Source organism: Leptolyngbya cf. ectocarpi LEGE 11479 (assembly GCF_015207065.1).
Classification (GTDB): Bacteria; Cyanobacteriota; Cyanobacteriia; order Phormidesmidales; family Phormidesmidaceae; genus Leptothoe; species Leptothoe ectocarpi.
This window is the reverse complement of record NZ_JADEXP010000062.1, coordinates 1-23,022: the sequence shown is the minus strand read 5'-3', so window position 1 is coordinate 23,022 and position 23,022 is coordinate 1. Positions and strand designations below refer to the sequence as shown.

General features: G+C 49.1%; 13 protein-coding genes. 5 read left to right on the top strand and 8 right to left on the bottom strand.

The genetic code is table 11. The annotated features are described in order from the left end of the window. Positions 1-264 precede the first annotated feature (264 nt). The 8 genes from IQ260_RS09395 to IQ260_RS09360 form a co-directional block, all read right to left on the bottom strand. Positions 265-705 carry a hypothetical protein gene (locus tag IQ260_RS09395; protein WP_193992847.1) on the bottom strand — a complete coding sequence of 147 codons (441 nt, stop codon included), beginning with the start codon at positions 703-705 and terminating at the stop codon, positions 265-267. 48 nt (positions 706-753) lie between these two features. Beyond that, the gene (locus IQ260_RS09390) at positions 754-3,426 is read right to left on the bottom strand and encodes a CHAT domain-containing protein (protein ID WP_193992846.1); all 2,673 of its coding nucleotides are present in this window, start codon (positions 3,424-3,426) and stop codon (positions 754-756) included. A gap of 15 nt (positions 3,427-3,441) precedes the next feature. Beyond that, positions 3,442-4,665, bottom strand: a complete 1,224-nt coding sequence (locus IQ260_RS09385; RefSeq protein ID WP_193992845.1) for an S-layer family protein — start codon at positions 4,663-4,665, stop codon at positions 3,442-3,444. 84 nt (positions 4,666-4,749) lie between these two features. Beyond that, positions 4,750-7,545, bottom strand: coding sequence for a two-partner secretion domain-containing protein (locus tag IQ260_RS09380; RefSeq protein ID WP_193992844.1), 2,796 nt, complete (start codon positions 7,543-7,545; stop codon positions 4,750-4,752). Positions 7,546-7,554: 9 nt separating this feature from the next. Further along, complete coding sequence (locus tag IQ260_RS09375; protein WP_193992843.1) at positions 7,555-10,938, bottom strand: two-partner secretion domain-containing protein; 3,384 nt, start codon at positions 10,936-10,938, stop codon at positions 7,555-7,557. Positions 10,939-11,048: 110 nt separating this feature from the next. Beyond that, a complete protein-coding gene (locus IQ260_RS09370; RefSeq protein ID WP_193992842.1) occupies positions 11,049-12,785 on the bottom strand; it encodes a ShlB/FhaC/HecB family hemolysin secretion/activation protein in 1,737 nt (578 codons plus the stop codon). Between the two features lie 205 nt (positions 12,786-12,990). Beyond that, positions 12,991-14,082, bottom strand: coding sequence for a DUF1822 family protein (locus IQ260_RS09365; RefSeq protein WP_193992841.1), 1,092 nt, complete (start codon positions 14,080-14,082; stop codon positions 12,991-12,993). A 59-nt stretch (positions 14,083-14,141) separates the two neighbouring features. Beyond that, positions 14,142-15,506, bottom strand: coding sequence for a hypothetical protein (locus tag IQ260_RS09360; protein ID WP_193992840.1), 1,365 nt, complete (start codon positions 15,504-15,506; stop codon positions 14,142-14,144). Between the two features lie 207 nt (positions 15,507-15,713). On the opposite strand from IQ260_RS09360, the gene IQ260_RS09355 reads away from it, so the two are divergent. From IQ260_RS09355 to tehB, 5 genes are all read left to right on the top strand, one after another. Further along, positions 15,714-16,481 (top strand): ABC transporter ATP-binding protein, encoded by a 768-nt coding sequence (locus IQ260_RS09355; RefSeq protein ID WP_228015769.1) that lies wholly within the window; start codon positions 15,714-15,716, stop codon positions 16,479-16,481. After that, on the top strand, positions 16,481-19,135 hold the full coding sequence (locus IQ260_RS09350; protein WP_193992838.1) for an FtsX-like permease family protein: 2,655 nt from the start codon (positions 16,481-16,483) through the stop codon (positions 19,133-19,135). Before IQ260_RS09355 ends, IQ260_RS09350 begins: the two co-directional genes overlap by 1 nt. A 41-nt stretch (positions 19,136-19,176) precedes the next feature. After that, positions 19,177-20,340 (top strand): lipocalin-like domain-containing protein, encoded by a 1,164-nt coding sequence (locus tag IQ260_RS09345; protein WP_193992837.1) that lies wholly within the window; start codon positions 19,177-19,179, stop codon positions 20,338-20,340. Positions 20,341-20,385: 45 nt separating this feature from the next. Continuing rightward, positions 20,386-21,507, top strand: a complete 1,122-nt coding sequence (locus IQ260_RS31655) for a mechanosensitive ion channel family protein (protein ID WP_193992836.1) — start codon at positions 20,386-20,388, stop codon at positions 21,505-21,507. Positions 21,508-21,662: 155 nt separating this feature from the next. Next, entirely contained in the window at positions 21,663-22,550 is an 888-nt protein-coding gene (gene tehB, locus IQ260_RS09335) for an SAM-dependent methyltransferase TehB (RefSeq protein ID WP_193992835.1), read from the top strand. The last annotated feature ends 472 nt before the right edge of the window (positions 22,551-23,022 follow it).

Genomic DNA, 23,022 nt, shown 5'->3' with positions numbered 1-23,022 from the left:
CTTAATAGCAGTGGGATATCATCGACGCGTTCGTTACTGATCAACTGGGCCATTGCTTGGCTGGGATACGATTTTGGGCATTATTACGCTATTCGCTATTCTCCTATATTTTCTAGCGAACCGTGAGCGAGATACTTGCAAGACTGTAAATATTTAAGGACAGGCTGGCGGCTTCTCTATTCGACTCCGCTCAACTCTCAACATTGGAAGGCTGAGCGAAGTCGAAGCCTGGTTGATTGGGCAACATTATTTAGCCGCAGCCTCCTAAGCACCTGAGACCAAAACCCCGCCTGCAATAATTAGACCCGCACCGACCAAAAGCTGTAGTGGATTGACCGTACGCCATTCTGAAAAGATTACCAAGGCCAGCCCCGACGTCACTAGCGTATTCATGTTGTAGAGAGGCACCAGCTTTGCTAGAGGAGCCTGATAGTTGAGTAAACCTAGAACAACACAGCCGGTACCCAAACCCCAGAGAACACCCTGCATTGAGGAGGAGGCAACAGCCAATAGCGATGGAATATTACTGGGCACTAGCGTATTAAACAACAGTCCGGTAACGCTAATGGCAATACCGATAACAAATAAATGTCCGCCCACTGACATGCCAGCGTTAGTACTGCTTTTGGCAAATACACTGGAAAGACCGTAGAACAGGGCTGGTAGCAGCCCCCCAACTATGAGGCCCAACAGATTTGATGTCATTCTAGCTGACCTTGATAAAAGACGGATCGTCAGTCATTTTAAGGCCATCTACAACCAATTACCAATCAAAACAAACGGTGCCCAAAAGTAAGGATGCTGGTAAGTAGGATTCTTTAAAAGATTGATCTGAACTTTCTGAAGAATTTCAGCCTTAGTCAGAGATGTATCCGAGAGCTTTTGATAAAAATCACTCATCAACCGAGCTGTTCCCTCATCATTTACCTGCCAAAGTGTGGCCAGAGTACTGCGAGCACCCGAACGTACCGCAATCCCAGCCAAACCCAGAGCGGCTCGATCATCCCCTGTCGCTGTTTCACAAGCACTGAGTATGAGTAACTCAATTGTTTCATCACGACTAATTTCACCCGTTTGAAGCATAGAACTTAGTTCATTAGCATTGATTTTTTTATCCCAGGCTAAAACATATGTTTCATCTAGGTTAGAACTAAATTCTCCATGGGTTGCGAGATGTACAACTGGAAAAGGAAGCGTTGTCAGTTTTTCCGCAAACCTGTCTTTGAGGAAATCTTCATTTTCCAAAACGTCGCTGGGCACAGCTGCCTGGATTGCCTGGATTTCTATCGAAACATTGGGTAACTGAGAGAAGTCTGGTCTGGCCTCTGATATACCCGCCACCAAAGCTTTAACCTGCCTACGAGCGATGGGTTGTGGGTCAATAAGCTGTAAACCAGGTGTGAGTGCGATCGCATATTGCTCAATCAGATATTGCGACCTCTCTCTATCGTAGAGTACTGACATTGGAACATTACGTAATGCACCATCCAAAACGAATGCCAGCATTTTTGTATCAGTGTCTGCCAAATCTTTTTCGATAGGGCGAATTAGCCAATCGTAAACTTGCCCAGCTGGTGTAATAAAATCTATATCCTCAAGATTTGTGTCTATTGGTACCGGGATAAGTTCAGCTCTTGTGTTAGGAGCTGAACGTGATCTTAATTCATCAAGATTTGCAAGAGCATTTCTAGTTGGGTAACCAGAAATAATTTGTTGCAGATTATCGAGTTGTTGTTCAATGATGTCTTTCTCAACATCAATTGAATAATGTTTTAAAGAATCCTCAGAGGACTGCCCAGGAAAACTGACAATTACTTCTAAGCTATTGTCCAAAATAATGGGATAGACAACCGCTGCATTGGTATCGATTTGATCAATTTCGGTACGATTGGTAACTACGCAATCGGCTCGGAAAAAGTTGACTAGTTCCGCCACCTGTAGGTTTTCGATTACATTTCTGGCATTGATTAAGTTTTTAGATGCGTTGCCTTCAATGCCTGTTTCTGACCGTAATAAGAGACCAACTAATTCTCGATAGATCGGTTCTACCTCTTCTCGAAATGAGAATTGTAGATCCGTATCAGTAGAAACCAGATCGCTTCTCAATTTTTGTAGGGTTTCTAGGGCCTGGTTATAGGCTGCGATCGCAGCCTCCGTATCTCCCTGAGCTGCTAAAATTCGACCTAGCTGCCACTGCCACTGATAGAGCGCCGTTGTTGAGTTGGTCGCTACAGCCAGATTCCACGCCTCACGGGTGGCCACTGCTGCCGCTCCTAACTGCTGGTTATTCTCGTATAAACCGCCCAGGTATCCTTTAGCATAGGATTGACTCTGGCCGTCCTGGCTAGCTTTGGCTTGTTGAAGTGTGGTGTTCAAAAATTGTGTTAGGTCCTCTGAGGACCACACAGACTCAGCTTTAATCAAACGATTAGCCAGGTTAAGTCGAATCAGATTTCCAGTACGCCCTGGACTAAGCTGAGGCAGCTGGGCCTGAATTTGAATCAGCAGATCTGGATCTAGACGATTCTGCGCGATTTGTAGGCCAAGCAAATTGACCTGGGCCTGTAAGCGCAGCGGCAGTGTGGGTGCAACCGTAGCTGCCTGTTGGTATATTTCATCTGGATTTGGATAATCCAACTGCTCAGAACCGCTGTTTTCTGAGGCTAAGTTGCCAAGGCTTAAGAGAGTGCTGCTCAATTCAGTCGTGTTACCAATAGCTTCCGCCGTGCGCTGGCTCTCTTGCAAACTTGATAATGCTTTGTCAGGTTCACCATTAAATTGTTGAGTATTCGCCAATCGCCTCAGGCCAGACGCTTTGAGGGCAGAATCATCCAGTGCTGTTAAGGTTGCACTAATGTCTCCAAGCTGCTGTGATGCTTCCCGGTAGCGGCCTTGTACCTGAAGAATTTGAGATTGGTTTAGCTGGGTGCGGAGCAGGCCATCGGCATCGTTTTGATAGAGTTCAGCGGCTTGCTCTAAGTAACCTAGGGCTGCGTTGAGGTCACCCTGGGCCATACCGAGCTGGGCTTGAGCGCTGATTACCTGAGCTAGTACTCTTTGGGCATAGGGACTATCAGGGCGACTATTTAGCTGGTTGCGGGCGGTTGCGATCGCACTTTGAGCGGCCTCATAGTTGCCTAACCGCAGATGGGCCAAACCGATATTGCTCAGAGCGCTTGCCTGGTTGACGGCATCGTTTTGAGTTTCGTAGCTTTGAGCGGCCTGTTGCCAGGTTGCGATCGCATCTACATAGCGTCCTGAACCATAATGCTGCCGCCCTGCCTGGATTAACTGAGCCGGTGTACTCTGAGCAACTCGCTGTTCACTAGCAACTTGTCGTGTTACCTGCGCCAGACTGGGAATCCCCTGACTGCATAAGCATGCCGTTAATCCAAAAACAACTAGAAATCGAAGCCATTTAGCCATCACAAAATCGCCACCTTATTTAGAAGAAACAGAAGACCGACTTGCAGAGGGGAGCTCTCCACAGCGCTGAGCAAGATGTGTTTCAGCCGTTTCGGGAACTGAAGCTGATGCATACAAATAGAGACGTCCATCCTCTGAGCGTCGCCAGCCGAGAGGTTCAACAATCCGTTCAGAAGCTACTTCAGCTGAGGCAGTTGTTACTACTTCAGCACTAACATTCTCCGCACTACGTTGCATCTCCGGTGGGCCTAAGTCATCTAGCAGCTGAGTTGCTTCTAACTGTTGTTCAGGCGTCAATGGCAGCCCCCCTCGACCAACCACAGTAAATTGGCCAGTTTGGCTATCCTGACTTTGCTGGCTAGCCAATAGGTCACAGCGCTGGTCGATCAGACTGGTTGGATCGATCAGGTCAGTAGGTAACTCGTTTAAGCCTTCGTCTGTAACCAACGTTGATAGAGAGACAGTCCCTGATTGCCCTCCAGCAGAGTCGGCTGAGATGTCTACACGATTATTACCTCGAAACTGGGCAAAGCTACCCGGATTACGGCCCACTGGCGTTGCAGTACCGCTTTCAAATAACGTAGCTAAAAAGGCAGGAGAGTTGATGTTGATGGTTCCACCTGGACCAAATTCTGCATTAGCTAAGATGTCACTGTCTTCAATGGCAGCAAATGCGTTGGCATCAATGGTAATATCTCCGCCACCGCCTGTACTATCAAAAACGCTGGTGCTTAACAAACTGCCATTGCTCAAAAGTAAATTATCGGTGGTGATATTGATATCTCCGCCACCTGCTAAATCAGAACTAGCGGATACTTCTCCTCCAATAGATCGAAGCAGACCTTGAGTTGCAACTGAGATATCTCCTGCAAAGCCCGTACCTTCATTACGGCTGTTAATGCGGGCAGAGTTCCGTAATTCTAAAGAATTAGCGCTAACCTCCACATTGTTAGCATTTCCTCCTCCTAAAACCGTTGTTGTAATTTCAGCATTGTCTTGGATAATTAAACTACCATTCGTGGTAACACGAACACTACCGCTATCAGCATCACCTTGGTCTAGACTGAACGCAGAAATTCCTGAGCGCAGAAAAATCCCGGTGTCGGAACCCTCGGCAATATCGATCAAGCCTGTCAGGTCAAGTAAACTTGCGATTTCTTCTGCTGTTAGAGCAGCCGATGTTCCGCTTATCGTAATTGAGTCCGTAGCAACTATATCGACACTTCCTCCTTGCCCCAAACCAGCCGAGCCAGATTCTATTCGTCCACCATCTTGAATAGTTAAGTCCCCAGTTCTTACAATTAGCTCGCCTCCTTTCCCTGTTCAAAAAGAGGAGGCAAATAAACCGCCTGTATTGGTCCCATCAATGCCGCTGATATCGATTGATTCTGATGCATTTACGGTGAGTAACCCAGCCTGCCCACTGCTTGTTATGCTCGCAGAGGTGGAAATTGCTCCATCTTGCAATACCAGACGGTTGGTATCGATAGTTAAGTTGCCAGCATTACCTGTACTGCCTGAGGATAAAATTATCCCAAGCAAAGTTGTTGGTCCAGTCTCTGTTGTGATTCGACTACCATTGATCAGTTCTACCAAATCTGCCTGAATTTCTAGTTGTCCAGCGTTACCAGAGTTCGCTGTTGCAGTAGCCAATATTGAGTCATTTCTCAAACTGAGAGTATCAGTCTCAATTACTAAAGCGCCAGAATCACCTGACTTAAATAATGATGAGGTAGAAATGAAACTATTATTGTCTAAATTAGTTTCCTCTGCATTAACAATTGAGATTATTCCGGCATTACCTGTTCCTGTAGAAAGTGTTGTAACACTACCCCCATCATTAAGGTTAACGATACGCGCATTTATTTCAATATCTCCTGAACGCCCTTGACCAGTATGGCTAGCATCAATGACTGCGCTATCCTGAACCATTAGTCGATCAGTATTGACAACAATATTACCACTATCTCCTATGTTGCCATTGCCGACCTGACCGGAAGCAATTGCACTCATATCAGCAAATATAAACTGCGATGCGATAGGTCCTGTGTCGGGTGGAGTATCCCCTTCGACCAAAATAAAATCACGGACATCAAGATTAATGTCTCCCGCATTGGCAATACTGTTACTAGAAGCTGCGAATGTAGAAATTAGCCCTCCATTGGTTAAATTCAGTGATTCAGCACGCAAATCGATTTGGCCACTGTTACCTGAACCAGCATCACCAACTCCAGTTGCGATCGCACTATTAGAACCATCTCGCCCATCTAGGGCAACTGCACCATTGATATCGAGGGTAATATTGCTTCCATTTCCCTCACCCAAAATTGTTGAAAAGATGCCTGCACCTTCCTCAATGGATAAGCTATTAGCGCGAATATTAATCTCTCCTGTATCAGCTCTAGTGCCTGCAGAAACAGAGTTATTGATACGTGTATTAAACCCTGTCAGAGTAATAGCATTACTCACATCAATATTGATGGTACCAGAATTGCCAGAATTGCCGTTGCCAGTTGCTGAGGCATCTAATTGAGCCTCACGTAATAGCGAAAAAGAACCTGCTAATATATTAATGTTACCAGCCTGGCCTGTACCACCTGACGCACTCTGTACAATCGCGCTTTCTGCTAGGCTGACAGCATCTTGGGCAATAAACGAAATATTTCCCGAATTCTGATCGAGTGCACTGCTTCTAACCAATGAGGAAGTTGGTAAAACGATGCTATTTCTTGAGTCAAGAATAATCTCTCCTCCTTCGGCAACATTATTTCCGGTATCTATTTCTTGCACCTGAATGCTGCCATCTATGCTTGCATCTGGCTGAAATTGATTAGTGAGTAACACTAACCCGTCAGATGGATTTACTCCGATACGATTAATTGTAATATCAGCTGATGTTGGAATTGCAGTAGAAGATAGATCTGTAGGTTGTAAGATAATCCCCAAAAAGTCAGGGCAACCATCACAATTTAGTCCCTGTGTTGCAGCAGTGGTACCCGCACGGATATCAACAACTGGGCGAGTACTGCCATTGACCTGAACAATATTTGTACCATCAGCTAAAGGACGTGATAATGTTACAGCTTCATCCGGAAAACCCGGATCTACTCCAGTTATCGTAATATTATTAGCTGTTACTGAGCCACCCGCCAAAACCCTGAGAGAAGCTCCCGTATAGTTAGCAAAGCTAATATCTCCTCCCGATTGGATGACTGGGTCATTGGGGCTCAACAGATTTCCTGGTGTTCCATCAAGTGTTTCGACCTGAAAACGATTACCGCTCCAGTAATGAGTATCACCGATGATGGAGTTGGCCGATCGTAGAATTAAATCTTGCCCTGCAAATAATCCACTGTCTGAATGATTGAGGGCAAAAATATCAACGGTTTGATCACCTTGGACTAGAACATCACCGGTTGCAGCAGCGATAAAGGGCTGTGTTTCACTGTCTCGAATTTGAATCGTATCGCTACTGCGTAAAGTAAGATCAGCTCCAGCCAGTAATGACCCATTGAGCGTTAGGGTCTCAGCATTAAAAGTCAGTCCCTCACCCGTTTGTAAGATACCTGCATTAGAGATCTCTCCCTGCTGCGCAGCACCGTACTGCAGGCCAGGAGTCAGAGTTACTGCCAGCAATGGTGGAGCTGTGGGCTCGAGCGCACTGTAGCTGAGTCCTCCATCCAGCTCCAATGCGTTAGCTGTACTGGCAAAAAAAGAACCTGTAATATCAAGCTGAGCATTCTTCCCAAATACGATGCCATTGGGATTGAGCAAAAACAAATTGGCCGTGCCGTCTATACCCAGCGTGCCCAAAATGTTAGATCGACTGTCTCCGGTTACCCGACTGAGAATGTTTTCAATATGAGTCGGGTTGGCAAAGTAAACCCGTTGTAAGTCAGCAACATTAAAGTCTGAAAAGCTGTGAAATAAGTTAACGCCTCGGGTTGCTCCGCCTTCAATCAGGTCAGTGGGCAATCCTTGAACTGTTGCATCAACACTCACCTGCGAAGCTTCATTACCCAATGTGTCATCCGGTATGATTTGAGCCTGAATAGGTTTGAAGCTGCCCGCTAAAATAGCCGTTATGAGACAAATTACATTAGCTTTATAACTTAGCATAGGGGCGGCTTACAGTGATGAAGAAGTATGATATTCAGACGAACAACTTGACATTGCTAGCGTAGAGGGCTCAGCTGGTACTGTATTTGAGTACAGTACCAGTCGTCCTTCTGCGTTGCGAGCCCATCCATGGGGTTCTGCAATGACTTGTAAGTCTAAATTAGGACTAGAAGTAGCATGAACTGCTGTGGTTTGATGAGGTTCGATTGGATAGGCGGTATTTCCTTCAACGGTAGGGCCAAGATCTTCGATCAAGCTTTCTTCCCTTAGATTTTCACTGGGTGTGACGGGTAATCCACCGCGACCGACAACAACAAATTGATTGTCTTCCTGTCGTTGCTGACTAACTAAAAGATTGCAGCGCTGATCAATCAAGTTGGTCGGATCGATTAGATTGATGGGTAATTCGTTTAAGCCTTCATCAGTGACCAGGCTTGGTAAAGAAACGGTTCCTGTCTGCCCACCCGCAGAGTCGGCTGAAATGTCCACACGATCATTGCCCCTAAACTGAGCAAAGCTACCAGGGTTGCGGCCAACCGGCGTTGCACTACCGCTTTCAAATAATGTTGCCAGAAAAGCTGGAGAGTTAATACTGATAATTCCACCTGGACCAAATTCCGCATTGGCTAAAATGTCGCTATCTTCAAGCACTACCAGGGCATCTGCAGTCATGGTGATATCGCCGCCACCGCCATTACTATCAAATACGCTAGTACTCAGGAGACTACCCTGATTTAAGAAAACCAGACCGCCATTAATATTAATGTCTCCTCCTCCAGCCGCATCAGCGCTGGCTGAAATTTCTCCTGCACTAATCCTTAAACGTTCACTCGCATTAACTTCAATATCGCCCGCTTCTCCTTGCTCTTCGGCTCGACTTAACAGACTGACCCCATTTTGCAACAATGCTCGATCTGCTGTGATTATAATGTCTCCACCGGGGCTATCGTTAGCCGTGGCTGTGCGTACTTCTGACTCATTTTCAATCACTAGATCAGGCGTTGCTAGCACAATATTGCCAGCTGCACCTCTGGCATCTTGTCCTGAGTCAGACACTAGATCTCCACTCGATAGGGTAATAGATTCGCGTCCCGTTAGATTAATATTACCGCTGGTTCCTTGCCCACCAGGCAGCTGTTGTCGGCTACCGGTAATTCCTGAGAGAATTTGCGCCCCATTTTCTACGATAATATTTTGAGCATTAACATCAATGTTGCCTGCACTGCCAACTGCCCCTTCTCGAAGAGTTGTGGCAATATTACTCAGCCCCGAAACAACTAGCGAGCCATCCAGCTGGATCTCAATATCGCCTGAATCTCCTATTCCTAGAACATCTGTGCGAATAGCCGGGAATTTAGCATCCTGGATCAAAAGATTTTGCCCTTGAATACGGATGTTGCCACTCGTGCCCACGGCTCCCGCGCCTAGCCCAGTATCTAAGCCTGTATTTGCAGGCGAATCAACACCATCCAGCACAATATCGCCCTGGACAATGATATCGATATCACCTCCGGTGCCCTGCCCTCCTGGTAAACCATTTGCAGCACGTCGTAGAAATGTACCGATGACAGCACCATCCGTAATCGTGAGTGAGCCTGCCCTGATGGTGATATCCCCTCCATCAGCTACTGCGCCTGCTCCAATTGTCGACAAAATTCCTGTGTTGACAGCACCGGGAATCTTGGATGCTGGAATATCGCCGATTATTTGCAAAGCATCGGTGACTTCAATGTAAATGTCTCCACCTCTTTCTTGAGATCCTGTACTAGTTGTAATCTGGGACCGCTCGGCCATCTGCAGAGCATTGGCGAGAATGTCTACACGTCCACCCTGCCCCACTCCAAGTGTAGGGCTCCTAATTACAGCGTCGTTGAGAATGACCGCACCCTCAGCAACTAACGCAATTCGCCCCGTATCGCCAAACAATGAGCTAGTTTGAATTCTACTTGGAATAAACGGATTGGTAGAAGATAACTGAATATCATCCCGTGAATCAATGAAAACACCACCACCGTTGTCTGCAGAAAAGGCTGTCCCACCACTGGTCAAAATGTTGCCTATCTGAATATTACCTGCCAAGCGTTCATTAGGCTGAAACTGATTGGTTAAAAGCACTACTCCGTTGGGCTGACTAATGCCTATAAAAACAATATTTATGTCAGCTGAAGTAACGGCTCCTGTCTGTAGACCAGAAGGATTCAAAACAGAACAACCCAAGCAGCTAAATGGAATCTGAGCAGCTGTTGTGCCAGCTCGAATATCAACTACAGGACGGCGGCTACCATCGACTACCACTGTGCCTACACCATCAGGCAAGACCCGAGAGAGGGGAACTTGATCATCTGGAAATGTGGGATCGGTACCGTTAATAAATATGTTGCCAATATTTACTGAACCACCTGCCAGAACTCGCAGCGATCCACCTGCGTAGGCAAAAAAACGAACATCACCCTGTGCTTCAATAACAGGATCAAGCAGACTGACTAAATTACCTGGGCTTCCATCTAGCTGTTCTATCTGAAATTGGCCTCCAGACCAGAAATGGGCATCTCCTATGATTGGCTGATCAGAGCGTAGGCTCAAATCCCCGCCAGCAAACAACCCACTTTCAGAATTTTCCAAGATAGAGATATCTAAAGTCTGATTTGCCTGGATATCAATGCCTTCTCCCGCAGCTGCTACAAAAGGTTGAGAAACGCGATCGCGAATTTCGACTGTGTCTTCTGCCCAAAGCCGTAAGTAGCCAGGGGTTAAGAGAGAACCTTGCAAGTTCAATGTCTCAGCTTGCAGGCTTAACTGTCCGCCCACCTGCAATTGGGCTTCACTTTGAATGGTTCCTTGCTGAGGCTCACCGATTTGTAAGCCTGGTGTTAGGGTGACAGCTAACAGTGGCGGTGCAGCTGGATTAGTCGCACTATAGCTCAGACCCTCAGCAAACTTAAAGGCGTCAGCCGTGCTGGCAAAGAAAGAACCAGTAATGTCAAGCTGAGAATTGGGACCAAAGGTAATGCCGTTAGGGTTTAAGAAAAACAGATTAGCATTGCCGTCAACACCAAGGGTACCTAGTAAATCTGAGGAGTTGTTGCCCGTTATACGGCTCAAAATATTCTCAATGCCAGCAGGATTTGTAAAGTAAACCCGCTGTAGTTCTGCAATGTTAAAGTCTGCAAAGCTGTGGAATATATTGGGTCTGCGGATGGCTCCGCCTTCGATGAGATCGGTGGGTAATCCGTGAACGACGCTGTCCTCGACAACGACTGAAGATTCGTTACCTAACGTAGTATCGGGAACAACTTGAGCGTGAGCAGCGGCTGAATAGCCTAAGCTTAAAGTGGTACATACAGATAGTACCGAAGCATAGCCACTCCACTTCGCCAAGTAAGCTGTTCCCATCGCTGCCCCATAGGTAAGAGGTTTAGAACGTCCGTTAGTAATGTCACGGATACTACCACGACCTTTTGAAGGAACGTCTTTAAGTTTGCATAAAGAAAAATTGATACACTTTAAAACAATTTTCCTGAAACGGTGAACAAAATACCGCTTTCTTGTAAAGAGTTGCCTTCTGGTCCAGGGTCAATCAGCGGAATGCCAAAATCTATACGGGCGGTAATGCGATCGCTAATCTGCCACAGCATACCCGTGCCGATTGATAAAAAGTCGTCAGGCTCGGGATCGGTCTGGTCACCGTTGTTCCAGCCCAACCCATAATCAATAAAGGGAGCGATTTGAGCAGTAGTATCCCACTCAGGAATGGACAATAAAGGGAATCGCATCTCCACCGAGGCAAATAGGCCATTGTCAGCCGTGGACTGGTCCTGCCGGTAGCCACGTACGCTGCCCTGACCGCCCAAGCGAAACTGTTCTAGAGACAGTAGAGAGCCATTAGCCCATTGACCATTCAGACGAGCTATTAGCAGCTGATCTCGATCAAGTGCCTTGACCCACTGGGCCTGGCCCTGCCAGCTAAAAAACTCACTGTCTGGCAGGCTACCATTGTTAGTTGTAGCATCAAACCAAGGGACACCCAAGCTAAATTGCGATCTCAACGCTATCACCTCATCCGCCCTGCGCTGAGTCCATTCCTGACTAAATCGCAGGGCCGAAACGCGAGTCCTACCATCGTCGGCTCCCAGGGTGGGAAAGGGGAGACGCTCGGTACCAGGAAGCTGAAATGTGCTGCTGGACCGATCGTGGTCAAACGTTAGCTCCAAAGCCAACAGTTCGGTTGGGGTTTCAATTACAGGTTGCCGTAGGCTGAAGGAAAGCTGGTCAGAGTCAGAACGAATACCCAGTATCTCAAAGTCATCCGCAACCACACGACTATCGGTCGTGCTAAATGAAGCATTCAGTGTTCCGTTGCGAGGATTGATCGGCAGGGTGTAGTTAGCTTCCCAGGTGTTGCTACCCTCAGTATTGCTATAGCTGAGATTAAATCCATCCCCTAGACCGAGGACATTGGCATGGGAAAACGTAGCTCGACGCCGAAAGCTGCCCACGGTCGTAGAGCGGCTGTTATCTAATGTAATTTGAGCGCCGATGACAGGGGCTTCTTTTATCGTGAGGTTAAGGATACTACCGCCTACACGGGTACCTGTGGCTAGCTCAGCGGAAATGCTTTCCAGTAAGGGATTGATTTGCAATAGCTGCAACGCCTCCACTAGGTCATCCACATTTAAAGGGGGGCGAGAGGCAAGTCCGATGCGGCTCCGAATGTAGCCAGGGTCAAGGTGTTTGAGGCCCTCTATGTTGATGTCCTCTAAACTACCTTCCACGACCTGAATGGTAACTACACCATCTTCGATATCTTGCTCTCCAACTAAGAAAGCACCTGAAGAAATGTATCTTTCCTTTATATAGAGTTGTGTTATGGCCGATCTGGCCTCAAACAGCTCAGGAAAGGTGATAGGACGATCCACATACTCCTGGGTCGCCATGTTCAGTTCTTCTTCGCTAAACACGGTGCTACCAACCACCTCAAACCGGTTTACCACGATGGTATCGGGCACATCTAAGCCTGTCTGTGGGTCAGGCTCTGGCAAGTTGGGTGGCGTTGACGGTATCGGTAATATGTCTTCTGGTAGCGGTAGCGGTACGGGTTCAGGCAGTGGTTCTTCAGATTCGGGGGGAAGTCCAGTATCACTGGGCGGGGCTGATTGGGCAAAACTAGTTTCGGGTAAATAGATAACTAGCGCTGCGATCGCAACGCTAGCTGCAAACAGCTGAGTTTTTTTGAACAACATCAAGGTCAGGGCAACACACCTGTTGTATTATTATCCATAGGCTTAAAAAGTCAAATGCCTAAACAATAAAAAGCTACAGTTTTAATAGAACAACTTTAAGTTTTCTGTTAAGGGAGCCGCGCCTAGATAATGTACCGGTCAATCCGGTTTCGACTCCGCTCAACCTACTCATCCCGAGATTAGTATTTTATTTTCCAGCACATCCCTAATCTACTTGAAATCCAAATGGTGGCAGGCTGATGCTAGACCCATGGGGTAGACCAATGGTTACGGTAAACTGCTCCTGCCAATAGCCGATCGCCTGGGCATATAGATATGTAATAGTGGTCTCTTGAGTAAGGGAGGATTTTGACAAAACAGTCTGCTGATCGCTAACGATTAATTCAATCCCCAGCGGCATTGTCTCACCGGGGGTGGGTCCTAGGATTAAAAATAAGCTCCACTCAGGCACATTGTCTGTCATCAGTGACCAGGTCCAAGCATAGAGACGACAGGGAAATCCGGCGATGGCGATCTCTTTACAGGCTCCTCGGGCTCTGGGAGGGATCTCAATGCCCTGGGAAATGAGCTCAGCGACAATATCTTCAATTTCTTCTTTGACGGGTCGAAATCCCTGGGCGGTTGTTAACGGTGGCAATAGCTCCCAAGCTAGCTGCTCAGCGATCGCATCGAGCTCTCCCTGGAGCCACCTACCAACATTGACTACACCTGTGGTGATGGTCTCTGCGACCTCATTCATGGGTCTGGGTTGGTCTGGCTGTATAATGGCCTCCGGTTCTAGGCAGTTGAGATATAGCAACAGCTGCTCTGGGGTGACTGTAAACTGGCTGAGGGGAATGTTGTAGCCCTGGTCCTCGAGATCAGGATGGTGTTGCACGTACTGCTGCAGCTGATCGTGACGCAGGGTGGTAACGATGCGTACGTGGTTCACCTCTTCTTGGACTTCTGCCAGCAGATATAAATGGGCTGCCTGGGTCCCAGCCGGGACTGTTACTGTGTCATCGCTGAGACTATCGATAGGTAACACACAAAGACGATAGTCTCCTACCCTGAGATTTATCTCTGCTGTTGGAGCTGTTGCTTTGGCATAAGTCGGGGCTAGGCCAGCGTCCCTCAGCCATTGGCTGATACCGGCTACAGCCAATGCTCTTAAAAAAGTTTGCCATTGGCTCTCATCATCCGCAATGTCTTGGCAAATGTCTGTAGCCCACTGTGTTGACGCGGTGGACAGAACAACTGTCTCGGGTGAGAGTGGAACAAGGTCAAACTGTTGAATTGTAAGGGATGGGGTAGTCATGATAAGCGCTGTGACAAGTCGTGTAACTAAAACTGAACAAATAACAGGGACACTGAAAGCTATCTGATAGAACTCGAAGAAAGGGCCGATGATGAAACAGTCTCACACAGCCGACGAGAAAAGATACTATTAGCTGTGCGATTTTTAGGTATTTGAGCTTCGGAGGCGGCTTCTGCCATCGCGGTTTTGGTTTCTTCGCTTAAAATATGATCTAACTGTTGGGCAATTTGGGTGAGCCGATCGGCTGAAACATGCTGCATGACATCGGTTTTCACCTGTTCTTTGAGCTGATTTAGCCAGTAGATGCAAACCTTGGTGCGGAACTGTTTGAGCTGCAACAGTCGAGTGACTTTTACTTGGTTGGTCAGACCGAGCTGTTTGGCAATTACGCCCATGGACAACCCCTGACAGTGAAACAAGGTGAGTGCCTGTCGATATACACTATCCTGGGGGGGCTTGCGCTTTTGGTATTGGCTGCTGTAGGTGTGGACGCTGTGCTCAATGGCCTGGTCGAGGGTGGCAACAAAATGAGTGCGATATTGTTGTAAAAATTTGTCCTGGGCTTGTTCCGTATCGTTTGATGCTGGGACAGAGAGATTTGCAATGCCGGACTCGGTGCTGTCTAAGGATTGGGTCAAGGGAGTGCGTCGCCGAACGGCAATGCGATACTGTCGTAGCTGATCGGCTAGCTCATGGAGTTGAGAGAAGACTAAATTAGGGGCTTCATGGGGGATAATCTGTCGAAGCTGCTCTTCGGTAGGATCCGCACAGCGACGGGCGCGTCCCTGCCCCTGTTTGAGTCGATCATGACGATACACACGATGATAGGCACCCAGCAGTTGACCAGCGGTGGCTAATTCGCTTGGGCTCAGATGAGGCAGGGCTTTGGGGAGTTGGGCAATGCGCGTGTCATTAAGAATAGCCCAGGGGCTAATGCGGTATAGTCCCAACTCCATAAAAAAGCGATTTAGGGGCGGATGGCTTTTGGTCAGTCGGCTGGCCCAGGTGCCCAGGGCTGACTGGCTAGGATTGTATTTAGTGAGAATTTGTATGGCCAGGGAGGCATAGGTTGGGGAAAGCTGACCATCATCATCCAGGGTCAGGGGCCACAGATCCTGGGCGGTAAAGCTGTAGGTTTCACCAAACTGTCGGGCTAGCTGGTAGCAGGCGGCTTCGATCTGGTGAGAAAGCCAGCAGCGTAAACAGAGCTGGGCGATGGAGGCATTGTTGTCGGGGGGTTGAGTTAATTCCCATAGCCGTTGCTGATAGTCTCGCTCGGGGAGAGGAGCGGCGTCTAAGTCAGGAAAAAACTGCGGCTGAAACCACTGTTGAAACCACTGTTGGGCAGTGGGAAAAGTTTGTCGCTGCAGCCGTCCGGCGGCGGTTAAAACCATCATTTCCCAGTAGCGAGATGTATCAGCCATGATGAAAACAAAAGTGATCTAGAACTAGTTTGGACGGGTCCGGACTCGGTAAATATGGCATTTATGACATAAAGGCTCTCTAGGCGTCTGTGGCAACCTATTGCTTTTTGGAATGCACTTATTCAAGCCTTTAATTCCAGCCGGATTGCGTTAATATTTGCAAAGAAACTTCACAAAGAGCAAATTGTTATGGGGTTGGGGCCATCCATGATTGCGCGGGTAAGCGGCTGGCTGCGGCCATCGGAGGGGAACTGGCAGCGGCAGCCGTCCCAGGGATTTATCGAACTCCGTCACTTGAGTAAAGGGTTTACAGAAGGGGTGATCGAGCGGCAGGTGCTCAATGACCTGACGATGACGTTTGAGGAGGGTCAGTTTATTGTGCTGCTCGGCCAAAGCGGCAGTGGTAAGAGTACGCTGCTAAATCTGATCAGTGGGATTGAGCGGCCTAGTGGGGGGACGGTGCTGATTGATGGGGTGCCGATTACGGAGCTGAGTGAGCGGGCCTGTACGCTGTTTCGCCGCGATCAAATTGGCATTATTTTTCAGTTTTTTAATTTGATTCCAACGCTGACGGTTTTGGAAAATGTGACACTGCCCCAGGAGCTAGCGGGAAGTGCGCCCCAGGCGATTGAAAAACAGGCGCGATCGCTACTGACAAACGTGGGCCTCGGCGATCGCACCGAAGCCTTTCCTGACAAGCTTTCAGGTGGACAGCAGCAGCGGGTGGCCATTGCCCGCGCTCTAGTGCACGAACCGCGTCTGATCCTGGCGGATGAACCCACCGGCAACCTGGATGAAGACACGGGGGAAACGGTGCTCAAGCTGCTGTTGGATCTCACCCGCAATGCCCATAAGACCTTAATTATGGCTACGCACAACCCGAATATTGCTAAGTATGCCGACCGGGTGCTGCGGGTGCATGAGGGGCATTTGGAAGACGCCACCGCTGAATTTACGGAGGCGGCTGTCGTCTAATGTCGATCTCGCCTTCTGACGCTGCCACGTCTCCAGTTACGAATGCTCCCCTCTGGCGACTGGCCTGGCGACGGATTCGCCGTCGTCCCTTTCAGTATGTACTGTTTATTTTGGGTATCGCCATTGGGGTGGCGATGATGGTATCCATTGATCTGGCCAACGGGTCGGCCCAGCGGGCGTTTGAGCTGTCGACGGATGCGATCGCAGGTCGCACCACCCATCGGATCGAAGCCATTTCCCCGGTGGGCGTTGACGAGGGCCTCTACCGGCAGCTGCGCACCGAGGTGGGCTATACCCGCTCGGCCCCGATTGTCGAAGGCTATGTGGTGGCCGAAGAGTTAGACCGGCAGCCCATGCGGCTGGTGGGTGTCGATTTTTTTGCTGAAGCTCCGTTTCGTAGCTATCTAGGTAACAACTTGGGCAGCGGCTTTGGCCAAGGGGTTGAGGCGCTTACCGCCTTTTTGACAAAACCCAATACGATAATTTTGGCGCGAGATACCGCCGCTCAGTATGGGGTGCAGGTGGGAGACCGGCTGCAGCTAACCCTGGCGGGACAGCCGATTTCGGCCCAGGTGGTGGGGATTTTGCAGCCTGCCAATGCCCTCACCCGTGACGCCCTGAGCAACGTGCTATTTACCGACATTGCCTCGGCCCAGGAAGTGTTGGGAATGCAGGGACACCTCAGCCACATTGACCTGATTGCCGACAGCGATGCCGAACTAGACCCTATTTGGGCCATCCTGCCGGAGGGGACAAAGCTAGAAACCACCCAGGCTCAGAAAAATGCGGTGCAGCAGATGACCGCCGCCTTTGAGCTTAATCTGACTGCCCTGAGTTTGCTGGCGCTGGTGGTGGGTATGTTTTTGATCTACAACACCGTCACCTTTAGCGTGATTCAGCGGCGGTCGCTGTTTGGTACGCTGCGGTGTTTGGGGGTGACCCAGGGACAGCTGTTTCAGCTGATTATGGGAGAATCCCTGGTGCTTAGTATTGTTGGGTCGCTGCTGGGGCTGGGGCTGGGCGTGGTCCTCGGTCGCAGCATTGTAGGATTGATCACCCAGAGTATTAACGACTTCTATTTTGTGGTCTCTGTGCGCGACATTAGCCTGAGCACCTGGACTCTGGTGAAGGGTATGGGCATCGGTATTTTGGCAGCTCTGCTGGCCTCGTTAGTGCCGGCGCTAGAGGCCATGGGTACTTCGCCTCAAAGCAGCCTCAAACGCTCTACCCTGGAGGGTAAGGTGCAACAGATTTTGCCCTGGTTGGTGCTGGCCTGGGGGCTGTTTACCCTGGGGGGCATTGGTTTATTAACCATCAAAAATGGCGGTCTGGTGGTTGCCTTTGCCGGGCTGTTTGCCATCCTGCTAGCGGCGGCCCTGCTGACACCGCCGCTGACGGCGCTGTTGATGAAAGGGCTGTCGCCGCTGCTCAACAGTCTGGTGGGGATGCTGGGTAAAATGGCCCCGCGCGATATTACCCGGTCGCTGAGTCGCACATCGATTGCGATCGCATCCCTCATGGTGGCCGTCTCGGTCATCGTTGGTGTCTCGGTGATGGTGGGTTCTTTTAGAACCACGGTGGTGCAGTGGCTTGACCAGACCCTGCAGGCCGATATCTATGTCACTCCTCCTAGCACCACTGCCAACCGGATACTGGGTAGCGTTGATCCCAGCGTAGTTAGAGATGCCTACAGCTGGCCGGAAATCGACCATATCGTCACCTACAACGACACCGATGTGGATGTGATTGCCTTTAATCGTGAGGCGGATCCTGATATTCGGGCAGCTGAAATACCGGTCAAGCGCACCGCCAAACTTATTTCTGCCGATGGTGATGTTTCCAACGGTCAGCGCCCCTATGCCTGGATTCGAGACAATGTCAAAAATCCCTGGCCCCAGCTAGATGCCGGCGACGGCGTGATTATTTCAGAAGCCCTGCTGCTGCGAGCGGGAGTGTCAGACCCTCCAGAGACGATTACCCTAGAATCTCCTCAGGGTCCGATGACGTTCCCGGTATTGGCTGTCTTTTATGACTACGCCTCCGACCGGGGCACCATTTTGCTGGACAACGATCTTTACCTGGCTACATGGCAGGACCCCAGCATTGCTTCGCTAGGACTGTTTGTAAAACCGGATGTCTCTGTAGATGCCGTTGTCGCCCGGCTGCGAGAATCCTTTAAAGGGCGTCAGGACTTAGTGGCCCAGTCCAATCGCAATCTGCGGCAGGGATCGCTAGAAATCTTTGACCGCACCTTTGCCATTACCGGAGCGCTACGATTGCTAGCCGTGGTGGTGGCCTTTATTGGAGTGCTCAGTGCCCTGATGAGCCTTCAGCTAGAGCGCACGCGAGAGTTGGGAATCTTGCGTGCTAACGGCATGACACCGCTGCAAATGTGGCAGCTCACTTTGCTCGAAACCGGCATTATGGGCAGCCTAGCCGGATTTTTTGCCATGCCCCTGGGCTATGTGCTCGCCTGGATTTTGATCTATGTGATCAACGTGCGTTCGTTTGGCTGGACCCTGCAGATGCAGATAGAGCCTGGTTATTTTTGGCAAGCCTGGATCGTGGCGGTGGCGGCAGCGCTGTTGGCCGGTGTGTATCCAGCCTGGCGGTTAGGTAAAATGGCCGTTGCCAGTGCTATTCGAGAAGAGTAAGGCCCCACTAGCTAAAAACAAAAGTCTTCAAAACTCTCCCCATGAAACGTCTTTCTTTACTCCTGGCTGCCGTTACTCTCATTTTGGCGATTGCCTTTTGGCCACGACCGGGCATTACCAACAGTGGTCAAGCCTCTGTCGAATGGCTCTCTAGCCAGGATGTTACTGCTTCAGACGGCTTTGCCCAGGTAACAGAGCCCAAATCGCTGACATTCCCTCAGGATCTGGGACCCCATGAGGCCTATCAGACAGAATGGTGGTACTACACAGGCAATCTGGAAACTGAATCCGGGCGCGAATTTGGCTACCAGCTCACTTTTTTTCGGCGGAAGCTGACGCCCGAAAAAACTAAATCGGTCGCTAATCAATCGGCCTGGCGCTCAAATCAGATCTACTTTGCCGACTTTACGATTACCGACGTTGAGCAGCAAAAATTCTATTCCCATGAGCGGTTTAGTCGGCAGTCAGCTGACCTGTCCGGGGCGCAGGCAGAGCCTTACCGGGTGTGGTTAGAGGATTGGTCAGTGAGTGCGATCGCACCCGGCGTAGTCCACCTGGTGGCCAATACTGATGATGTAGCCCTAGATTTAACCCTGACCGAGACATTACCGCCCGTACTCCAAGGAGACCAAGGCTATAGCAAACGGGGAACTGAGCCCGGCAATGCATCCTATTACTATTCTATTTTGCAACAACAGACCCAGGGCACACTGACCATCGCCGATGAGACCTTTGCAGTCCAGGGGCTAACCTGGAAAGATCATGAGTATTCCACCAGTGCGCTTAGCCCTGGTACGGTCGGCTGGGACTGGTTTTCACTACAGCTAGATGACGGTTCAGCCCTGATGCTATACGGTTTGCGTCAGGAAAATGGCGACATTGCCGACGTCTCTAGCGGTACCTATATCAGCCCCGATGGCAGCACTCAACCCATCGCCCCCACCGACTGGCAAATCGATGTCCTCGACACCTGGCGCAGTCCCACCAGTCAGGCTGTTTATCCCTCCCGATGGCACATTAAAATTCCCAAGCTAGCGCTGGTGCTAGACGGCAAATCGCTAGTGGCCAATCAGGAGTTAAGTTTTTCTACTACCTACTGGGAAGGCGCTGTTGGGTTTACCGGCACCGTAGCCGAGCAGCCGGTTAGTGCCAGGGGATATGTAGAAATGACTGGATATGCTGATCGACTAGATGCGGTGCTGTAGCGCTCTAGGGTACTCTGATTTTTAGTTTCCCCAGCCCCGAATACCGTGACTGCAGCCCTCAACACCATTACGATCGGCAATATCATTCGCTTCGTCATTATCCCCGTTGTCCTGGTTCTAGGTGCATTGTTTCTAGGCATCGTTGTCGAACGCCAGGGGCTTAACCGACTGCAGGCCATGTCCGCCAAGCTGGGTTGGGGCGGTGCCGATGTTATTATCAGGTCGCTTAAGGGGCTGATTCTGCTGTGGTTTGTCATTGGGGGTGCGTTTGCGGCAATTCTCACCCTGCCCCTTGACAACAACCTATTGATTACCCTTCAAAACGCTCTGCTGGTGATCGCCATTGCTTCCGGCACGCTGATTGCGGCTCGTCTAGCGGTGGGCTTTGTTCGTTATTTTTCAGAAACTAAGGGAGCCGGCAATCTCACATCTCTGTTTGAGATGCTCACCCAGATTGTCATTTTTACCTTTGGTGTCCTGATTGCCCTACAGTCCCTGGGCATTGCCATCACACCGTTGCTGACGGCCTTGGGTATTGGTGGTGTCTCTCTGGGTCTGGCGTTTCAAAGCACTCTGACAAATTTTCTCTCCGGTCTTAACTTAGCCACATCCAACAAGCTGCGCGTGGGAGACTTCATCCAGCTAGACTCTGGTGAAGAGGGCTACGTTGTTGACATTGCCTGGCGACACACCATCTTGCAAGATATCCGAGACAATATGGTGGTTGTGCCCAACACGCGCATCCTCAACAATGTTTTCAAAAACTATGGTCTTCCCGGTAAAGAAGCCCTGATCGTTTTAGAAGTGGGCATTAGCTACGATACGGATCTAGAACAAGTGGAGCGGGTAGCCTTAGAAATTGCCACCGAGGTGATGAATCAAGTAGAAGGGGGCGTCCCCAATTCCGACCCGTGGATTCGATATAAGGAGTTTGGGTATTTTGCCATTACCATGACGGTTTATCTGCGAATCCAAGAATATTTTGACCATCTGGTGGTGCGCCATGAGTTTATTAAACGGCTGCATACTCGCTTTCGCCAGGAAAATATTGCTATGCCGTTTCCCATCAAAGCAGGGCTGATTCCTATACCGCAGTCGGATACGCCTAAGCGCAATGCTCTAAGTCAGGACGGCTTATTTGAGTTGCCTTTTCTGCAGGATGATTAGTTGTAGCAACTCATTCGCTTGATAAGTAGATAGTCGAAAGTAAACATCCCTAACACCGCTGGTTCCGACTCCGCTCAACCAGCTAATTTAGAGAAGATGAGGGCTGAGCGGAGTCGAAGCCCGGATTGATGGATAATTCTGTCCATTCACCTACTATGTCACCTCTCACAGACACACTCGTTAAGTATAAAACTCTGTCCCCATGGACAGAAACAACTCTGCCAGAAACGTTTCGAACGAAGCACAATACCAAACCAGGTACCTGGGCTAAAATCACTGTCCAAACGGGCCGTTTACAGTACGACGCATTGAACGCAGCCGGGGACATTCTGTCTACAGACATTATCACTTCAGAACACAGCGACTTTTTTGTAGAACCTGGTGCTTGGCATAAGGTAACGCCCCTAGAATCATTGTCCTGTTTCGTAGAGTTTTATTGTCGTCTCGAAGACTATTACCAAAAGAAGTATCAGTTTGCCGCTCCCCATAATGATGTTCGAGGCTTACTTCAAGGATTGTTGTCAGGGAACAAAAAACTGAACGTCCTAGACCTGGGCTGTGGCAAAGGTCGCAATGCCACTTATTTGCATGCCCATGGCCATCGGGTAACAGCGTTGGATAAGAATGCCAGCTCTATTCATCATTTGCAGACAGTCATTCAACAAGAAAATGTTGGAAATACGTTTCAAGCCCAGGTATACGACATCGAAACAGCAGCCCTGAGTGATGATTACGATCTGATTATCTCCACCGTTGTGTTTCAGTTTTTAAAAGCAGAGGCTTTACCCCGAGTCATTGAGAACATGCAGGCAAAAACTAAGCCCCATGGCTATAACTTTATAATTGCGCCCGTGTCCTCGCTGGAGTTTCCCTGTCCTATCGATTTTCCGTCTACGTTTGCACCCCAGGCACTACTTAACTATTACTCCCATTGGCAGATCTGTCAGTATCAGGAACAACTAGGAACGTTTCATCGTAAAGATAGCAGTGGCAAACCAATTGAGTCTATGTTTGCGACTCTTCTAGCCCAGAAACGTGCTTGAGTATCCGCATAATCAATGCTGCATCAGCAATGTTGCCAAGACTATCTTTCAGGTGCTCGAATCAATAATGGCAATACCATTGAAAAAATGCAGATTATAATAATAGAAGGCACTACACAATCCAAGCTTAAAACAACATGATTACCCAATGTTTTATCCTAATAAACTATTCGCCAGGTTCGTTTAAGCTATAGGCTATATCATCTGCAATAACTCTATTTTTTGTATTTTTTGGTATCGAGTTAGTAGCTACTTATTGGGGCTTCCAGGTTTTGATTTTCTCAGATCATTATGCCTGGGGCCTTTTCTTTACCGTTTACGTCAGTGTCATTCCACTTGATCGATTGTTCAGGCGCTGTACTACCGCTTGTTAGTTGAGATTTTAGCCCAGCAATATCTGCAGTTCCATATTTCTGGCAATAAGATATTGTCGCCCCTCGAGTTACTCCCTTGGCATCTTATTTTTGACACC

Excerpts from the sequence above, each read along its gene's own strand:
- IQ260_RS09365 (WP_193992841.1), bottom strand. The coding sequence starts at position 14,082 with ATGACTACCCCATCCCTTACAATTCAACAGTTTGACCTTGTTCCACTC.
- IQ260_RS09380 (WP_193992844.1), bottom strand. The coding sequence starts at position 7,545 with ATGCTAAGTTATAAAGCTAATGTAATTTGTCTCATAACGGCTATTTTA.
- tehB (WP_193992835.1), top strand. The coding sequence starts at position 21,663 with ATGTCACCTCTCACAGACACACTCGTTAAGTATAAAACTCTGTCCCCA.
- IQ260_RS09390 (WP_193992846.1), bottom strand. The coding sequence starts at position 3,426 with ATGGCTAAATGGCTTCGATTTCTAGTTGTTTTTGGATTAACGGCATGC.
- IQ260_RS09370 (WP_193992842.1), bottom strand. The coding sequence starts at position 12,785 with ATGTTGTTCAAAAAAACTCAGCTGTTTGCAGCTAGCGTTGCGATCGCA.
- IQ260_RS09360 (WP_193992840.1), bottom strand. The coding sequence starts at position 15,506 with ATGGCTGATACATCTCGCTACTGGGAAATGATGGTTTTAACCGCCGCC.
- IQ260_RS09395 (WP_193992847.1), bottom strand. The coding sequence starts at position 705 with ATGACATCAAATCTGTTGGGCCTCATAGTTGGGGGGCTGCTACCAGCC.
- IQ260_RS09375 (WP_193992843.1), bottom strand. The coding sequence starts at position 10,938 with ATGGGAACAGCTTACTTGGCGAAGTGGAGTGGCTATGCTTCGGTACTA.
- IQ260_RS09350 (WP_193992838.1), top strand. The coding sequence starts at position 16,481 with ATGTCGATCTCGCCTTCTGACGCTGCCACGTCTCCAGTTACGAATGCT.
- IQ260_RS09355 (WP_228015769.1), top strand. The coding sequence starts at position 15,714 with ATGATTGCGCGGGTAAGCGGCTGGCTGCGGCCATCGGAGGGGAACTGG.
- IQ260_RS09345 (WP_193992837.1), top strand. The coding sequence starts at position 19,177 with ATGAAACGTCTTTCTTTACTCCTGGCTGCCGTTACTCTCATTTTGGCG.